12 protein-coding genes are annotated in these 17001 nt (G+C 42.0%); 10 read left to right on the top strand and 2 right to left on the bottom strand.

Annotated features, from left to right (window positions below):
- Positions 1 to 3 precede the first annotated feature (3 nt).
- The 4 genes from WAA15_RS13165 (at position 4) to secDF (ending at position 8163) form a co-directional block, all read left to right on the top strand.
- Positions 4 to 2838: a PQQ-dependent sugar dehydrogenase gene (locus WAA15_RS13165; protein ID WP_337043238.1), complete on the top strand. Its 2835-nt coding sequence runs from the start codon at positions 4 to 6 to the stop codon at positions 2836 to 2838.
- A gap of 33 nt (positions 2839 to 2871) precedes the next feature.
- Positions 2872 to 4554, top strand: a complete 1683-nt coding sequence (locus WAA15_RS13160) for an alpha/beta hydrolase-fold protein (protein ID WP_337043237.1) — start codon at positions 2872 to 2874, stop codon at positions 4552 to 4554.
- Between the two features lie 140 nt (positions 4555 to 4694).
- Complete coding sequence (locus WAA15_RS13155; RefSeq protein WP_337043236.1) at positions 4695 to 5069, top strand: hypothetical protein; 375 nt, start codon at positions 4695 to 4697, stop codon at positions 5067 to 5069.
- Positions 5070 to 5169: 100 nt separating this feature from the next.
- Positions 5170 to 8163 carry a protein translocase subunit SecDF gene (gene secDF, locus WAA15_RS13150; protein ID WP_337043235.1) on the top strand — a complete coding sequence of 998 codons (2994 nt, stop codon included), beginning with the start codon at positions 5170 to 5172 and terminating at the stop codon, positions 8161 to 8163.
- 55 nt (positions 8164 to 8218) lie between these two features.
- On the opposite strand, the gene WAA15_RS13145 is transcribed toward secDF, so the two are convergent.
- Positions 8219 to 9112 carry a MerR family transcriptional regulator gene (locus WAA15_RS13145; protein ID WP_337043234.1) on the bottom strand — a complete coding sequence of 298 codons (894 nt, stop codon included), beginning with the start codon at positions 9110 to 9112 and terminating at the stop codon, positions 8219 to 8221.
- A gap of 220 nt (positions 9113 to 9332) precedes the next feature.
- On the opposite strand from WAA15_RS13145, the gene prfB reads away from it, so the two are divergent.
- A protein-coding gene (gene prfB / locus WAA15_RS13140) for a peptide chain release factor 2 (RefSeq protein WP_337043233.1) occupies positions 9333 to 10407 on the top strand; the annotation gives its coding sequence in 2 pieces (ribosomal slippage) (positions 9333 to 9392 and positions 9394 to 10407; 1074 coding nt in all).
- A 76-nt stretch (positions 10408 to 10483) separates the two neighbouring features.
- Here the strand turns inward: prfB and lgt are convergent.
- A complete protein-coding gene (gene lgt, locus WAA15_RS13135) occupies positions 10484 to 11356 on the bottom strand; it encodes a prolipoprotein diacylglyceryl transferase (protein WP_337043232.1) in 873 nt (290 codons plus the stop codon).
- Positions 11357 to 11640: 284 nt separating this feature from the next.
- On the opposite strand from lgt, the gene WAA15_RS13130 reads away from it, so the two are divergent.
- The 5 genes from WAA15_RS13130 (at position 11641) to argC (ending at position 16971) form a co-directional block, all read left to right on the top strand.
- Positions 11641 to 12759: an FG-GAP and VCBS repeat-containing protein gene (locus tag WAA15_RS13130; RefSeq protein WP_337043231.1), complete on the top strand. Its 1119-nt coding sequence runs from the start codon at positions 11641 to 11643 to the stop codon at positions 12757 to 12759.
- 135 nt (positions 12760 to 12894) lie between these two features.
- A complete protein-coding gene (gene murQ / locus WAA15_RS13125) occupies positions 12895 to 13722 on the top strand; it encodes an N-acetylmuramic acid 6-phosphate etherase (RefSeq protein WP_337043230.1) in 828 nt (275 codons plus the stop codon).
- 42 nt (positions 13723 to 13764) lie between these two features.
- On the top strand, positions 13765 to 14754 hold the full coding sequence (locus WAA15_RS13120) for a vWA domain-containing protein (RefSeq protein ID WP_337043229.1): 990 nt from the start codon (positions 13765 to 13767) through the stop codon (positions 14752 to 14754).
- A 75-nt stretch (positions 14755 to 14829) separates the two neighbouring features.
- Positions 14830 to 15654: an SGNH/GDSL hydrolase family protein gene (locus WAA15_RS13115; protein WP_337043228.1), complete on the top strand. Its 825-nt coding sequence runs from the start codon at positions 14830 to 14832 to the stop codon at positions 15652 to 15654.
- 348 nt (positions 15655 to 16002) lie between these two features.
- Positions 16003 to 16971, top strand: a complete 969-nt coding sequence (gene argC / locus WAA15_RS13110) for an N-acetyl-gamma-glutamyl-phosphate reductase (RefSeq protein WP_337043227.1) — start codon at positions 16003 to 16005, stop codon at positions 16969 to 16971.
- Positions 16972 to 17001 lie beyond the last annotated feature (30 nt).

The following is a 17001-nucleotide window of genomic DNA, read 5'->3' as shown; positions in this document are numbered from 1 at the left end:
ACTATGATGAAATACAAAAAGTTTACAAGTCTCTTTGTAACAGGGCTTTTCGTTGCCATTCAGAGCCTTGCCCAAGCTCCAGAAGAAAACCGTTTTACGAAGGTTGTGTTAGCCGAAAAGCTCGACGAACCCATGGAAATGGCATTGCTTAAAGATGGGCGCGTGCTATTTATTGAAAGAAAAGGGGCATTAAAGCAGTATAACCCTACTACTAAAGAAGTGAAAACGCTGGCTACGATTCCGGTTAATACCAAATACACTAACAGGCAAGGCGTAAAACGTGAAGCAGAAGAAGGTTTAATGGGCTTGATACAAGACCCGAACTTTGAGCAGAATCATTGGATATATATGTACTATGCCGACCCCGAGGTGGCTAAACACGTATTGGCCCGTTGGGAGTTAAAAGGCGAAGAACTGGTGGAAGCATCGAAGAAAATTATTCTGGAAGTTGGCACTCAACGCGAAGAATGTTGCCACACAGGAGGCGGAATGGTGTTTGATAAATCAGGAAACCTGTATTTAACCGTAGGAAACAATACAAGTAACAGTAATTCGGATGGGTATGCACCTATTGACGAACGTGCCGGGCAAAGCACATGGGACGACCAACGCGGAGCCGCCAATACAAACGACCTTCGTGGTAAAATCTTACGAATAAAACCCGAAGCCAACGGAACATATTCTATTCCGAAGGGTAATTTATTTCCTGTCGGAACCCCGAACGCACGCCCAGAGATTTACACAATGGGCCACAGAAACCCGTGGAGACCTAGCATTGACAGCAAAACAGGTTATTTGTATTGGGGAGAAGTAGGGCCAGATGCCTCGAAAGATTCGGAACGTGGCCCACGTGGATATGATGAGTTTAATCAGGCCAAAGGCCCGGGCTTTTTTGGTTGGCCTTATTTCATAGGCGACAATAAATCTTATACCGACTGGGATTTTGAAACCAATAAGTCGAAAGGCGTGAAATTTGACCCTGCCAAGCCAATCAACGACTCGCCCAATAATACAGGTTTAAAAGAATTACCTCCTGCGCAAAAAGCCTTTATCTGGTATCCGTATGCTATTTCTGAAGAGTTCCCGCTGGTAGGAAGCTCAGGCCGTAGTGCAACAGGTGGGCCGGTGTATCACCGTTCTGATTTTCCACAAGCCAAGCGTGCATTCCCAGACTACTATGAAGGCAAATGGCTTATTGTAGAATTTATGCGTGGCTGGATTATGAGCGTAACAATGGACGAAAACGGCAACTATAAATCGATGGAACGGTTTATGCCTAACACCGATTTTGGCAGTGCAATTGATATTGATTTTGCTCCAGACGGAGACTTATATGTGCTTGAATATGGTACAGCATGGTTTAAAGGAAACGATAACGCCCGTTTGGTAAAAGTTGAATACAATGCAGGTAACCGCAAACCAGACGTACAAATTGCGGCTGATAAAATAGGCGGAGCTATTCCGTTAAAAGTGAGCCTTTCGGCAGAAGGAACTACCGATGCCGACGGAGATGCACTTAGCTATGAATGGAAAGTGAGCAACAAAACAGCAGGTACCAGAACCTTTAAAACGGCGAATCCGACGGTTGATTTTACCAAAGCAGGCGTTTATAAAGCTACCCTGACGGTAACCGATGCCAAAGGTGCTAAAAACAGTAAATCGTTAGATATTAAAGTGGGTAATGAGCCACCAGCAGTTGAGTTCGACATCGTAAAGGGTAACAAAACATTTTATTTCCCTGAAAAACCTATCGAGTACGAAGTAAAAGTGCAAGATAAAGAAGATGGTAGCCTGACCAGTGGAAAAATAAAACCAGAGCAAGTAGCCGTAAGCATTGATTATATGCCTATCGGATATGATAAAATTGAGGTGTCGCAGAACCATAGAGGGGCCGATGCCGCCGCTTTTGCCTCAACAGGGCAACGCCTTATTGCAGCCAACGATTGCAAGGCTTGCCACGTGATTGATAAAAAATCGGTAGGACCAAGCTATCAGGATATTGCCAATAAATACAGAGGCAATGCTGCTATTGTTGACCAGCTAGCCAAGAAGGTAATTAGCGGAGGTATGGGCGTTTGGGGAGAACACGCCATGAGTGCGCACCCACAATTGTCGCAGAGCGATGCCACTTCAATGGTAGAGTATATTTTAAGCATTGGTGAGAAAAAAGAAGTGAAAACTTTCCCGACAAAAGGAAGCTATACAACGAATATTCCTGCCGGACAAAAAGAAAATGGCTCTTTCGTACTAAGAGCAGCGTATAAAGACAGAGGCACCAAACTCATGCCGGCGTTGTCGTCAGAGCAGGTTATTGTGTTAAGGCACCCATTCCTTGACCCTGAACTGGCCAATAAAGCCAAAGGTACACAGAAGGTAATGACACCGTCGAAATCGTTCTTCATGGTGGGTTCTGATTCTTACATTGCTTATGACAAAATAGACCTTACCAATATAGAGCAAATAGAGTTTTATGTGCAAGCCACCACCCGCGTAGGGGCTGCCGGAGGTGTAATAGAAATACACCTTGATTCTCCGACAGGAACCCTTATCGGGAAAACCGACATGATAGAGGTAAAAGAACCGGCTCCTTTCCGCGCGCCGGCAGCTACGCCACCTGCCAATAATGCTAACGCAGGCACACAGCCTAAACCAGCCACAGCGCCAGCCATGCCAGACATGAACGCCATGATGAGACGCGGCGCCACCAAAGCCGCAGTAAATATTTCTTCAAGCGGTGCGCATGATATTTATTTTGTGTTTAAGAACGATAAAGCGATTCCGACGCAAATATTAATGCAGGTAATAGGAATAGAGTTTAAAAGTAGTGCTAAATTGTAAACCGTTATTTTCACTATTTAACCTTAAATTTCTATGAAAATTAAACAATACCAGAAAATCAGTGCTACGCTGATTTTCTTCTTTATAACATTGGTTACGTCTGCGCAAAAACTGGCCTCTGGCCCGCAGGTGCTTACGTTTCATTCCGATGTAGATGATACCGAACAGCCTTATGGGCTTTATTTACCAAAAAACTACAACCCAAAGAAAAAGTATCCGTTTGTGGTAATGCTTCATGGGGCGGGGTCAAACCATCGGTTGGCGTTAAGGCGTGTTTTTGGCAAAAGTAATGCAGAGGGGGAGTCAGACGTAGAAGCAAGCCGGTATTTTCCTGAGTGGAAAGATGTTGATTACATTGTGGTTTCTTCTTTTGCACGTGGAACTATGGGGTATCAGGGTGTAGCTGAAAAGGATGTGATGGACATGATAGCCGATGCAAAAAAACGCTTTTCGATTGATGAAAACCGGATGTATCTGACGGGCTTGTCGATGGGTGGTGGCGGAACCATGTGGGTTGGCCTTAGCTACCCCGATATGTGGGCCGCTATTGCGCCGGTGTGTCCGGCTCCTCCTGCCGGAACCCTCGAGCTTGTTCCTAATGCCTTGAATTTTCCGGTTTATTTCTTTCAGGGAGATGCCGACCCCGCTGTAAAAGTAGACTCGACCCGTAAATGGGTGCAACGCCTGAAAGATGCAGGCACAAAGGTAGAGTATACGGAGTATCCGGGTGTGAAGCACAACAGTTGGGAGAATGCCTACAAAGACGAGTTTATTTTTGACTGGTTTGCCAGATTTCAACGTAATCCTTACCCTGAGCGTGTGCGCTTTGCCACAAGCCAGTATAAACATAACAAATCATACTGGGTAACACTTGATGATTTTACGCCGGGTACTACTGCACTAATAGATGCCAAATTTACAGCCGGAAACAGTATCGAAATTTCAACACAGGGTTTAAAAGCCTTCTCGCTCAACCTGCAAGGGCATCGTGGGTTTAAGGCGAAAAAGCCGCTGACGCTTGTAATTAACGGGCAAACCATTAACGTAAATACTGACGGGGTTTTGACTTTGACCGAAAGTGGCAACGCGTGGGCTGTTAATGCTTTGAATACCTTGACATCGGCCAAGAAAAAAGGAGCCGAAGGCCCTATGACCGAAGCCATTGCCGACCGCCATATATATGTATATGGTACAGGCGGAAGCCCATCGGTTGACGAACTGAACAAACGCCGTGCTGAAGCACAAAAAGCAATGGATTGGTCGGTATACAGAGGCGATTTTCTGGGTCGGGTAATGGTGTTTCCTCGTTTGTTGAGCGACAAAGAGGTGCGCCCGAGCGACATCGAAAGTTCAAACCTGATTCTGTTTGGTACAAAAGAAACCAATAGCCTGATTGAGAAATTCAGCGATAAACTTCCGATGCAACTGAAAGCCTCGGCTACTGACTACGGGCTGGCGTATGTGTTTCCGGTAGGAGGGCATTATGTATTGGTTAACTCTGGCTTGCCATGGTGGACCACCGTAGCCGAAAACTCGCCTATGAGCCGTCAGGCATCGCCTGCACCTATGAATGTGTTAGGTCGTTTTCAGGATTTTGTGCTTTTCAAAGGTACAATTAACACCGTTGTTTCGGGTGGCAGATTTAACAATGACTGGACACTTCCTGCAAAAGAGGCCGACAAACTGAAAGCCGCGGGTGTAGTAGAGTTTAAATAAACAAATCAATATGAATTCCTGTGCGTGCTTTGTTCTTAAAATAATTTTTAAGAGCAAAGCACGTTTTATTTGCATTAGCTCAATTTTTTGGCTCCATATTTGACTTATTTGGAGAAAATCTTGTAGCTTTGCAACCCTAAATGAGAAAAAACTCTTACATATCACGTTCTTTTGGACTTTTAATGTTCATTATGGTGATTTTGACGAGTGTGTTGGGTAAGCAGGTTTACCACAAGCAGTCGGACGAATCGGCTATGGCTACTAAAAAAGCCGAACATAAAAAGGCCACAGATAAGGACTCGCCTAAAGAACAGACGGTTGTCAGGAGTGTCTCTTTAGAGGTCGTAGTGCCAAGTTATGCTTTTGATTTCGGGCATTATGCCATTCTTGTACCAGTTCCGCAAATTATCTATGTAATTGTTGAAACCTCGGTTAAAACATTTACAAAACCCCTATACAGGCTTTCGTATTTTGATAAACTATACGAGCACCACATTGCGCCTAACGCCCCATAGTTTTTTGCCCTTTCAAGGGCCCTTCTCTGCTTTATACGCATGAAACCTTCATGATTTAATTCATCAATTAATACATTTTATTTTTTAAACATTACCTATAATGAACAATAAAGGTGGAGTTATAGCACTTTTGATTGCCTTCTCGACAATTAGTGCTTACTTTTTATTAAGAACCTGGAAAATCAACGACATCAGAAAAGATGCCGAGGCTTTTGCCACAGATAAATCAGGAAAAATAAATTATACTAAAAAACAGGAATACCTCGATTCTCTCTGGAAACAACCGGTTTTTCTGGGTACTACAACCGAAGACCTTACAAAACAGGAATTAGGTTTGGGTCTTGACCTTCAAGGGGGTATGAGTGTGATTCTTGAAGTATCACCTGCCGAAATCGTGCGCTCACTGGCTTCTGGCTCAAGAGACCCTAAAGTGGCAACCGCTATCGAAAACGCTCAGAAAAGAGCTCAGACAACCAGTACAAACTTTGTTGAGTTGTTTGCAGATGAATATAAAAAACTGGCTCCTGACACAAAATTAGCTAAGGTTTTCTCGAATAGCTCAAACCGCGGTACATTAAGCCTTGAGTCGTCAGACAGTCAGGTTATTAACTATATCAAAAAAGAAGTTGATGGTGCCTTTGACCGTGCGTTCAGAATTATTCAGACCCGTGTGGATAAATTCGGGGTTTCTAACCCTAACTTACAAAGGTTATCAAATACAAACCGTATTCAGGTTGAGCTACCGGGTGTTGATAATCCTGACCGTGTGCGTAAGTTATTGTCAGGTTCGGCAAAACTTGAGTTCTGCGAAGTATACAGTATGCAAGAACTAACTCCGGCATTTGATGCTTTGTCGGGCATTTTATTGCAAATGGACATTGAAGCAAAAGCAAAACAGGAAACTGCCAGTAAAACCGCCCCAGCTACTGCTGCCGCTGCTAAAGATACTACCAAAAGCAGCCTTACGGCACAGCTTGCAGGTAATAGCAAGAAAGATTCAACCAAAAAAGATTCAGCCGCTATTGCTCAACGCCAGAATAATATTTTCAGTAACCTTTTCATCGGAACAGGTTTTGGTGTAGCGGTTCGTACAAAAGATGTAAGCCGTGTAAAAGAAATCATGGACCGCTCTGATGTACGTTCTTTGTTCCCTGCTGATGCCAGTATGGTATTTAATATTAAGCCTCGTGCAAACGGAACAAATGTGAATGAGGAAATTGTGGACATCTATTTCGTGAAAAATCTGGGCAAAGCTCCGTTAGAAGGAGATGTGGTAACAAACGCTACTCAGGATTATGAAGAAGGAAAACCTGCCGTAGAAATGCAGATGAACGCAGAAGGTGCCAGAAAATGGAAAGCATTGACAGGGGCAAACATTGGCCGTTCGATAGCCATCATCCTTGATGGATATGTATATTCGGCTCCGAACGTAAACGGCGAAATTCCGGGTGGTCGTTCAAGCATTTCTGGTTCATTTACAGTTGAAGAGGCACAAGACCTTGCCAGCGTATTAAAAGCCGGTAAATTGCCAGCACCAACAAACATTATCTCGGAAGATATTGTAGGGGCAACCGTAGGTTCTGAAGCAGCAAGTGCGGGTATTATCTCATCAATTATTGGTTTGATTATCGTATTAGGCTTTGTATTAATTTATTATAATAAAGCGGGTCTAATTGCCGATATTGCCCTTTTGGTTAACTTGTTCTTGTTATTAGGAGTAATGGCATCGTTTGGTGCAACACTTACCTTACCGGGTATTGCGGGTATGGTATTATCAGTAGGGGTGTCGGTCGATGCAAACGTATTGATTTACGAGCGTATTAAAGAAGAACTGGCACTTGGCAAAACATTTAAAGATGCCGTAAGAGATGGTTTTAAAAATGCGATGTCGTCAATTATTGACTCAAACGTTACTACAATTATCACAGGGGCAGTATTATTTGCTTTTGGTACAGGCTTGATTCTTGGTTTTGCTACTACACTCTTGATTGGTATCTTTACCTCGTTATTCTCGGCTATTTTTGTTTCAAGATTATTCTTCGAACATTACATTGCAAAAGGTAAGTCGATTTCATTTGTAACAAAATGGTCAGAAAAACTATTCAAAGATTCGCAGTTCGATTTCGTTTCTAAACGTAAATTATACTATACCATTTCAAGTGCTATTATTATTGCGGGTATAATTTCAATCTTTATTAAAGGTTTTGGTTTAGGGGTTGATTTTAAAGGTGGCCGTACGTATGTAGCTAAATTCTCAAAAAATGTTGATACTGACCCTATCAAAGAGGCGTTACAGAATAATGCGTTTGAAGGACAATATACGGAGGTAAAAACTTTCGGAGGTTTTGATCAGGTGAAAATCACAACACCATACAAAATCGACAACACCAATACCGATGTAGAAAAACAAATCCAGAGCACAGTAAATAAAGTAATTGCTAGCATAGATGGTAACTCTGGAAAAGTAGTTAGCTCATCAAAAGTAGGGCCAACCATCGCAAACGATGCTATCTGGGGTGCTATAAAAGCAGTTTTATTATCAATTGCGTTGGTATTTGCTTATATCTATATCCGATTCAGACGTTTGGCGTTTGGTTATGGCGCCTTAGTGGCCTTGTTCCACGACGTCCTTATTATCTTGGGTATTTTCTCAATCCTGAACGGATTCCTTCCTTTCTCGCTTGACGTTGACCAAGCCTTTGTGGGTGCGGTGTTAACAATTATGGGTTATTCAATGAACGACACCGTGGTTGTATTTGACCGTGTGCGTGAATACCTGACAGAGAAACGCGGTATAAAAGAAGATATCCCGACAGTTATCAACAACGCCTTGAATAGTACCCTGAGTAGAACAGCCGTAACAGGTTTCTCGACCTTGCTTGTACTTTTGGTATTGTTGATTTTTGGTGGTGAAACCATCAGAGGTTTCGTGTTTGCTATGTTTATCGGGGTAATTGTAGGTACTTACTCTTCGTTGTTCGTTGCTACGCCTATCGTAGTTGATGGTATGCAACGTGACCTTAAAAAAGAAGAAGAAAAATTTGCCGCCGCCGTACCAGTAGCAACTGAACCTAAAAAAGGTAAGAAAGCGTAATTTATAACAAAAGTTCAACTAAAAGCCCTGACTTGCAAAGGTCAGGGCTTTTGATTTATAGAGCCTCTTCGGTGGATTCAGCTATTTCAACAAGCTGGTTAATCTGGCTGATTATCTTCGTAGTAGGTTTTACTTTCATTTTCTGGGCCGTTACCTGATACCCCGTTAGCAGGAGCTTAATATCGGGGAACCTTGTTTCAAGTTTGGTTACGTATTCCTGAACCTCATGGTGCGATGGCGTTGAGATAATAGCCGCAAAAATATAGTCAGGCTTTTGTGACTCACAAACAAAAACCAGTTCTTCAAAAGGCAGCGTTTGCCCCAAGTAAATAACCTTATGATTACGCGCCCTTAAAATATAATTGGCAAAGAGCAACGAAAGCTCGTGTAGTTCGCCTTCTGGTAAAAACAATACGAATTTCTTCGAGTAGGGTTTGGCCCTTACCACCTGCCCGTCAATGGCAACAATTAGCTTCTGCCGAATCAGGTTAGAAATAAAGTGTTCTTGCGCTGGGCCAATAGAGCCTGTTACCCACAAAATACCAATTCGGCTTAAAAACGGGTAAATAATATTTACCATCATATCTTCAAGGCCAAATTGCAGGATATTAGTCGACACAATTTTCTCAAACCTTTCTTCGTCAAGGTCAATCATCGCAATCGTGAGGGCATGAATCTGGTCAGGATAACTCAGTTTTCTTTCCGAAACGCTCATCACTTCTTTTGATAGCTTTTCGGCTGATAATTTTGCTATTTCAGAAATCTTGTACTCATGTTCTTTCAGAAGAGCAATATTCAGAATTAACTTGAGGTCCTGATCGTCATAGATACGTATATTAGTATCTGTTCTTTTGGGCGTAATAATATTATAACGCTGCTCCCAGATTCGGAGAGTATGAGCTTTAATGCCCGATAATTGCTCTAAGTCTTTTATGGAGTAGTTACTCATTATAATTTAGGTTTCGTGCTTTATGAATTGGCAGTTAAAATAAATTTAAAATGTTGTTTATTGCTATGATATAACTCATAAAACCGAAAAGATGTTTTGAAAATTAATCTGCTTATGAGATAAGATTGAAAGATAATAAATAAAATTGAGTATTTTTGTGCCCTGATTTGGAAACAGTGAAGAAAAACTGTTTTTTATTTATACTTTTTTAAACAATAATATGACTACCGAACAATTGAAGGAGTTAAAAGCCAGAGTAGCGGCTTTAAGGGGGTATCTTTGACTACGATAGTAAGAAAGAACATTTAGATGACCTCGAAAACCAAACCGCACAGCCAGAGTTCTGGACTGACGCCGAAAAAGCTGAAAACGTAATGAAACAGGTTCGTGCCTTAAAAGGCTGGACCGTAGGCTACGAAAAAGCTGAAAGTGCTTTGGGTGACCTTGAAACCCTTTTTGAGTTTTATACGCTCGGCGAAGCAACCGAAGAAGAAGTAGACGAAGAAGGAAAAAAATTTGATGAAATACTGCAAGAACTTGAACTGAAAAAGATGCTTTCTAACGAAGAAGACCAGTTCAGTGCAGTACTTGAAATAAATGCAGGCGCAGGTGGTACCGAAAGCCAAGACTGGACGAGTATGCTCATGCGGATGTATATGATGTGGGCTAATAAGAAAGGCTACAAAGTATCTGAGCTTGATTATCAGGATGGCGACACCGCGGGGGTTAAATCTGTTTCTTTACAGATTGAAGGCCCAATGGCGTATGGTTTCCTGAAGTCTGAAAACGGTGTACACCGTTTGGTGCGGGTGTCTCCTTTCGATTCAAATGCGCGCCGTCATACCTCTTTTGCTTCTGTGTATGCGTATCCGCTGGTAGATGATTCGATTCAGATTGAAATAAAAGACGCAGACATCGAGATTCAGACCTCGCGCTCTGGTGGAGCCGGTGGGCAGAACGTCAACAAGGTAGAAACCAAAGTGCAGTTAACTCACAAACCTACGGGTATTGTTATTACCTGCCAGATAGAACGTAGCCAGCACGCCAACCGTGAGCGGGCCTTACAAATGCTTAAATCGAAGTTATACCAACTCGAAGTTGAAAAACGTAATGCCGCCAAAGCTGAAACCGAAGCCGGAAAAATGAAGATAGAGTGGGGGTCGCAGATTCGTAGCTATGTGCTCGACGACCGCCGCGTAAAAGACCATCGTACCAACATTCAGACCTCGAACACCGAAGCTGTATTGAATGGCGAAATTGATGAGTTTATCAAAGGGTATCTGATGGCAAGTTAAAATACAGGCACTTGTTACAACAAAGCCCCATAAGTTTAACTTGTGGGGCTTTGTTATGGTATAAGGTCAGTAAAAATCAATCGAATTTATGAGTAGAGTAGTACTCGGCATCTTTTTTACCTTTATTAAGTGAGTAAATCAGAATACCAATGCCCAGAAGTACGGCAGGGATACTCAGAATTTGCCCCATATTCAAGGCCATATTGTCTTCAAAGGCTTCTTGGTTTTCTTTCAGAAACTCATAGAAGAAACGCAAGGTAAATACCCAAATCAGGAAGATACCTAGCAACAGGCCATGCGGGGTTTTAGCTTTATATTTATTCCAGATTAAGTATAACAAGGCACAAAGAATAAAGCACGAAAGAGATTCGTACAACTGTGCCGGATGCCTTGTAAATGCCTCGGGTGTCATTTTAAGTGAGCCATCGGTATTCAAGCTAAAAGTATTAAACCTGAATGCCCATGGTACATTGCTTTCTTTGCCTAAAATTTCATGGTTCATCAAATTCCCTAAACGAATAAAAGCACCACCTAAAGCTACGGTTATAACAATTCTATCGGTAACCCATAAAAAAGGCTGGTCTTTATGCCTGCGTCCATAAATAAGCAGGGCTGTCAGAATACCAATAGTTGCACCGTGGCTGGCTAAGCCATTATAGGGTGGTACAATCATATCAATAAAAAATTTAGCAGGGTCTTTTTGCAGGCTCTCAAACTCATAAAAGAAATAATGCCCGAAACGCGCACCAATTACGGTGGCTATTATCATCACAAATAAAAGTGCATCAAGGTCTTTTTCTGGTTTGCCTTCTTTCTTGAAAATATGTGACATAATCTGATAGCCTATCAGGAAGCCTGAGGCAAACAGTAGTCCATACCAACGTAATTCGAAGCTACCTAGTTTAGCAATGATTGGGTTGACATTCCAGGGAATTTCTAAAAATATCATGTTGTAGGGGTTTGATTTTTTCTCAAAATTATAAGTTTTCTCTGAGAGATAAACGTAAAAGTTTTAAAGTCCTGTTAAGTTTCTATATAAAACCTTTTGTCTGGCTTATATAAACAATGTTTTTGGGCATAAAATAGGTTCAATTCGCCAAATTAAAATGCCATTAGAACCTACGTTTTCGGATTAGATGAAAGAAAAACCGAAACTTCTTTCGACCAGAGGACATAATAAATGAATTTTATTATAAACTTTGTAAGAATGTTTTATTGACTCCCCCCAATCCTATGAAAACTTTGCTATTCTCACTCTTTTGTATGTCTTTTTGCTTGGCCCAAACTCCTAACTTTGTGGCCCAGACTATTGATAATCAGGTAAGTATTGGCTATGGGCTGGCTATCGGAGATGTTGATGGTGATAAAAAACCGGATATTATCATGGCCGACCAGAAACAGTTTGTCTGGTATAGAAACGGAGATTGGAAACGTTTTGTACTCATCGAAAATCTGACTGACAGAGATAACGTTTGTATTGCTGCCCGTGATATTGATGGTGACGGTAAGGTGGAAATAGCAGTAGGTGCAAACTGGAATCCGGGCGAAACAAATGATTTGAGCAAGTCTGGCTCGGTGCATTACCTGATTCGTCCGAATAACCCTACTGATAAATGGGAGGCCGTCGAATTACCGCATGAAGTTACCATCCACCGCATGAAATGGGTAAAAACTAAAAACAAATATCAATTGGTAGTTGTACCTTTGCATGGCTTGGGCAATAAAAATGGTGAAGGGGTCGGCGTGAAAATCTGGGCGTATGAGCCGCCTAAGGATGTTAAAGCGGCATGGAAACGTACTTTGATTGACTCAACTATGCACCTGACCCATAATTTTGAGGTAAAGGAGGATAAAAACAGTACTTACTTGACCATTGGTGGCAAAGAAGGGCTGCGGACTTTTCAGTATAAGGATAAATGGGAGAAAGCAGGGCCTGAAATCACGGATATGCCGATTGGAGAACTAAAATATGCCTTGACAAATAAAAAGGGTTACTTTGCAACCGTACAGCCCATGCACGGAAATAAACTGGTGGTAGTAGGAGCGGAGATGCCGCCCGTGGTACTCACAGATAACCTGAATCAGGGTCATGCCTTGCTCATGGCCGATTTCTTGCAACAAGGAACACCCCAGATACTGGTGGGCTGGCGCGAACCTAATCAGGATAAAAAAGTGGGTATTAAAATGTTTGTTCCTAATAAAAGTTTGTCGAACTGGGTTGCTCACGTAATCGATGACAACAAAATGGCTTGTGAGGATATGCAAATGGCTGACCTTGATGGCGATGGTAAACTGGATGTGGTTGCATCGGGTAGGGCAACTAAAAATCTGGTTATTTACTGGAATCGATAAAACGTATCACGGTTTGGTAAACCGTAGAGCCGAAAATGTTGCGAAGGGTCGATAACTATAAGTTATCAGAGAACCGATAAAGTTTATAAATATTTAAAATACAGCTTACGTAAAGCAAAATTATTAAGGAAAAATATGTCATTGGGTTTAGAAAAACTGGCAACCGAATCAACATCACATTACGATAACCTCGAAAATATGTCGGTGCGCCAATTATTGGAAAACATTAATAACGAAGATAAAACTGTGCCATACGCGGTTGAAAAGTGTATTCCGCAGATAGAAGCCCTCGTGAGCCAGATTGTACCACGCATGAAAGCCGGAGGCCGTATATTTTACATAGGAGCTGGCACAAGTGGCCGTCTGGGTATTGTTGATGCCTCCGAATGCCCGCCTACTTTTGGCGTACCTCATGGCATGGTAGTAGGTATTATGGCCGGAGGAGATAAAGCCATCAGGAAAGCTGTAGAAAACGCCGAAGATGACACAGAGCAAGCATGGAAAGACTTGGCAGAATACGAAATAAATGAACTCGATACACTTATTGGTATTGCGGCTTCTGGTCGTACACCTTACGTGGTTGGTGGCTTGAAAGAAGCCCGTAAAAACGGCATTCTTACTGGTTGTATCGTGTGTAATGCGGGTAGTGCCGTAGCCGCAGAAGCCGAGTATCCGATTGAGGCCGTTGTTGGGCCTGAGTTTGTAACAGGTAGTACTCGTATGAAAGCCGGAACGGCTCAAAAACTGGTGCTTAATATGGTTTCTACGTCTGTCATGATTCAATTAGGCCGTGTGCGAGGCAATAAAATGGTAGATATGCAGCTAAGTAACCTAAAACTGATAGAAAGAGGTACACGCATGATAATGAACGAACTGCAAATACCGCATGAAGAAGCGCATACGTTGTTGCTTCAATATGGCAGTGTACGTAATGCAATAGATAATTATCAGGTAACTAAGTAATACTGTTTTTTATTCAGGATAACAGGCAAAATTATTCATTCAATGTGGGATTGGTTCTCAACAGATTGGCTCTCATGGCAAACCCTGCGGTCGTTCGTATGGGCTGATAAAATATACCTGTACGGTATTGCCGGCATCCCCTTTTTATTTCTGCTTCGCTGGTTATTTTATAACCGTGGGCAGCAAAAACTGGGTTTGTCGCTCAGTGGTCCACAGCTTAAAACCCGCTGGGTGAGTTACCTGCGGTTTCTGCCGCCGCTTTTCTTTATATTAGGTATTGCGTTCATTCTTATTTCAATGGCACGCCCGCAACGCGTCCGCGAAAGCAAAGAGCAGTTTTCAGAGGGTATCGACATCATGCTTGCGATGGATATTTCTGACTCCATGCTCGAAAAAGACCTGAACCCTAACCGCCTTGACGCCGCTAAAAATGTAGCGCGCGAGTTCATCAAAGGTCGTTTTCAGGACCGTATCGGTCTTGTAATCTTTGCCGGAGAATCGTACTCTATTTGTCCGCTCACGACCGATTACGACCTCCTTAACGAATACCTTAACGACATTAACAGTAATATGATAAAAACCTCGGGTACTGCCATTGGCAGCGCGCTGGCTACCTGTATCAACCGCCTGAGAGACGTACCCGGTAATAGTAAGGTAGCTATTTTGCTTAGCGATGGTGATAACACCGCTGGTAACCTTGACCCTATTACTGCAACCGATTTGGCTAAATCGTTCGGAATAAGAATTTATACTATTCTGGTAGGCCGTGATAGCAAAAATGTAAAAGTCGATGAGTCGTCGCTCCGCGAAATCGCTAAGCAAGGCAACGGGCAGTTTTTCAGAGCTACCGATAACCAGACATTAAAAAACATTTTCGGACAGATTAACCGCTTAGAAAAAGTAAAAATCAAAGATAATATTTACCGCGACGTTGAAGATTTCTATTATATCTATCTCAACTGGGCTATTGTGTTCCTGCTGACTGCCTTCTTTTTTAAAAATACTTTTGTTGGCAATATTCTGGAAGATTAACTTTTATGTGCTGCCTTTAAAATGAATCCAGATACGTTTGTCTTAGTTTTGTTAAACCTGTAAAACCCTCAGACTATGAAAAAACTAGCTACAATTCTTGTCCTGATTGTGTTGGTCAGTTCATTTACTCAAAAAGAACTCACATGGATTGCCATCGGAGATTCTATTACCTACCTGAACGACCACCAGAAAGAAACCGATAACCGTATCACGAAAGGATACATGACACTGGTAACAGAAAAACTTCCTCATATTAAGTATGTAAATCAAGGGCATAACGGCTGGACCTCCGGCGGCATTGCTAATGCTATTGATAAATTGGGCTTAACAAAGGCAGATATCTACTCAATTTTTTTGGGTACAAACGACTGGTGGGGCGGTCGGCCGCTGGGGCAACTCACCGACTATAAGAATAACACAGGCAATAACACGGTTTATGGCTCTTTTCGTATTATTATCGACAAGTTGCGTAGCCTTAATCCAGAGGCCCACATTATTCTGATAACACCCATGCAACGCGTCGATTTTGTTTACCTCTTTAATTTCAAAAATAATGCTTATGGGTCTTATAAAGCCAAAAAAGACCAGATGCTCGAAGACTTCGCCTATGCTATTGATTCTATCGGGCGTTATGAAAAGTTTCCAGTGGTAGACCTCTACCATACCAAAGGGCTGGAAATGCACAATCTGGTTAAGTTTAAAAGGCTCAAAAATCCTCAGACAGGTACTTATACCGAATATCCTTTTCCTGACTTTATCAATATTCCATTTAATCCTGAAACCGACGAGTACCCATATCCGCCTGAATCTATTGATAAAACTTACGACGGCCTCCACCCGTCCGACAAAGGATATGAGCTTATTGCCAAACCGCTAATTAAAATCATGAAAAAATACTGATTTAGCCACCTACCTAAACTCATACAGGCTAATGAAAAGTTTTTGAATGATGTTTACAGAAGCTAAACATTTTTATTTGTTAAGTGGCAGTTTCTTTTCAATCAGTAATGTTTTATAACTGGGTTATCAGTGCGGCATTGCTTTTGAATGCTATAAAACTGCCTTAAAATTGCTACCTTTGCGGCATGGCTGAGAAAGAATATCGTTTATAAAAGCACGGCAGAAACTTCTGCGGGTGTGCTGCTGTTATAAATGGTACCTTATCGGGTCATTTTTCATCATAGAAAAATCATATCAGGCTCAGGCACCCAATGAGTTGGGCTGTCTTTCATCTTATAACTGTTTATTATGAAAATAAATATTGGCATTATCGGAGGCGCAGGTTATACGGGCGGAGAACTACTAAGAATTTTATTGAATCATCCTCAGGCAAATATCAGTTTTGTTAATTCAAAAAGTCAGGCAGGTAAACCGGTTTATCATACCCACGGCGATTTGCTCGGAGAAACCGAACTAACCTTTGCCGACGAACAGGATTTCAGTAAGGCTGATGTACTGTTTCTTTGTTCGGGTCATAATGAATCAAAGAAATTTCTGGCGGCTAATGTTATTCCTGAGTCGGTAAAGATTATTGACCTCAGTACCGACTTCCGCGATGAAAGCGAGGGTTTTGTGTATGGCTTGCCAGAATTACAAAGAGAAAAAATAAAAACTGCTAATAAAATTGCTAATCCGGGTTGTTTTGCCACTAGCATTGAACTGGCACTATTACCGCTGGCACAGGCAGGGTTATTAAAAGACGATGTACACGTGAGTGCCATTACGGGTAGCACAGGCGCAGGGCAGTCGCTGTCGGCTACTACGCATTTTAGCTGGCGTAATAATAACATATCAATTTATAAAGCCTTTACGCACCAGCACCTGAAAGAAATTAATCAGAGCCTTCAGGCATTACAGGCCGATTTCGGCAAAGCCATTAATTTTATTCCATATCGGGGTAACTTTACCAGAGGTATCATGGCTAATGTTTATACCAAATTTGATGGCACTATTCAGGAGGCGCAAGAGCTTTACAAGGCTTACTATGCGGCTCATCCGTTTACGCACGTGAGCGAGGCGAGCGAAATAGACCTGAAACAAGTGGTAAATACTAATAAATGTATTTTGCATCTTGAAAAACATGGTGATAACCTCCTGATAAGTAGCGTTATTGATAACCTTACCAAAGGTGCATCGGGGCAGGCCGTACAAAATATGAATCTGATTTTTGGTCTTGACGAAACCACAGGCTTAAAACTAAAACCTGTTGGGTTCTAAAAGCTAAAACAAAAAGGGCGTTTATTCGCC

It is taken from the genome of Emticicia sp. 17c, from assembly GCF_037153985.1.
Lineage (GTDB): Bacteria > Bacteroidota > Bacteroidia > Cytophagales > Spirosomataceae > Emticicia.
This window is presented reverse-complemented; position numbering and strand designations above follow the sequence as displayed.

What these genes read in the sequence shown, in the direction of transcription:
- WAA15_RS13160 (WP_337043237.1), top strand. Translation starts at nt 2,872, where the DNA reads ATGAAAATTAAACAATACCAGAAAATCAGTGCTACGCTGATTTTCTTC.
- WAA15_RS13130 (WP_337043231.1), top strand. Translation starts at nt 11,641, where the DNA reads ATGAAAACTTTGCTATTCTCACTCTTTTGTATGTCTTTTTGCTTGGCC.
- murQ (WP_337043230.1), top strand. Translation starts at nt 12,895, where the DNA reads ATGTCATTGGGTTTAGAAAAACTGGCAACCGAATCAACATCACATTAC.
- WAA15_RS13155 (WP_337043236.1), top strand. Translation starts at nt 4,695, where the DNA reads ATGAGAAAAAACTCTTACATATCACGTTCTTTTGGACTTTTAATGTTC.
- WAA15_RS13165 (WP_337043238.1), top strand. Translation starts at nt 4, where the DNA reads ATGATGAAATACAAAAAGTTTACAAGTCTCTTTGTAACAGGGCTTTTC.
- secDF (WP_337043235.1), top strand. Translation starts at nt 5,170, where the DNA reads ATGAACAATAAAGGTGGAGTTATAGCACTTTTGATTGCCTTCTCGACA.
- WAA15_RS13145 (WP_337043234.1), bottom strand. Translation starts at nt 9,112, where the DNA reads ATGAGTAACTACTCCATAAAAGACTTAGAGCAATTATCGGGCATTAAA.
- argC (WP_337043227.1), top strand. Translation starts at nt 16,003, where the DNA reads ATGAAAATAAATATTGGCATTATCGGAGGCGCAGGTTATACGGGCGGA.
- WAA15_RS13115 (WP_337043228.1), top strand. Translation starts at nt 14,830, where the DNA reads ATGAAAAAACTAGCTACAATTCTTGTCCTGATTGTGTTGGTCAGTTCA.
- lgt (WP_337043232.1), bottom strand. Translation starts at nt 11,356, where the DNA reads ATGATATTTTTAGAAATTCCCTGGAATGTCAACCCAATCATTGCTAAA.
- WAA15_RS13120 (WP_337043229.1), top strand. Translation starts at nt 13,765, where the DNA reads ATGTGGGATTGGTTCTCAACAGATTGGCTCTCATGGCAAACCCTGCGG.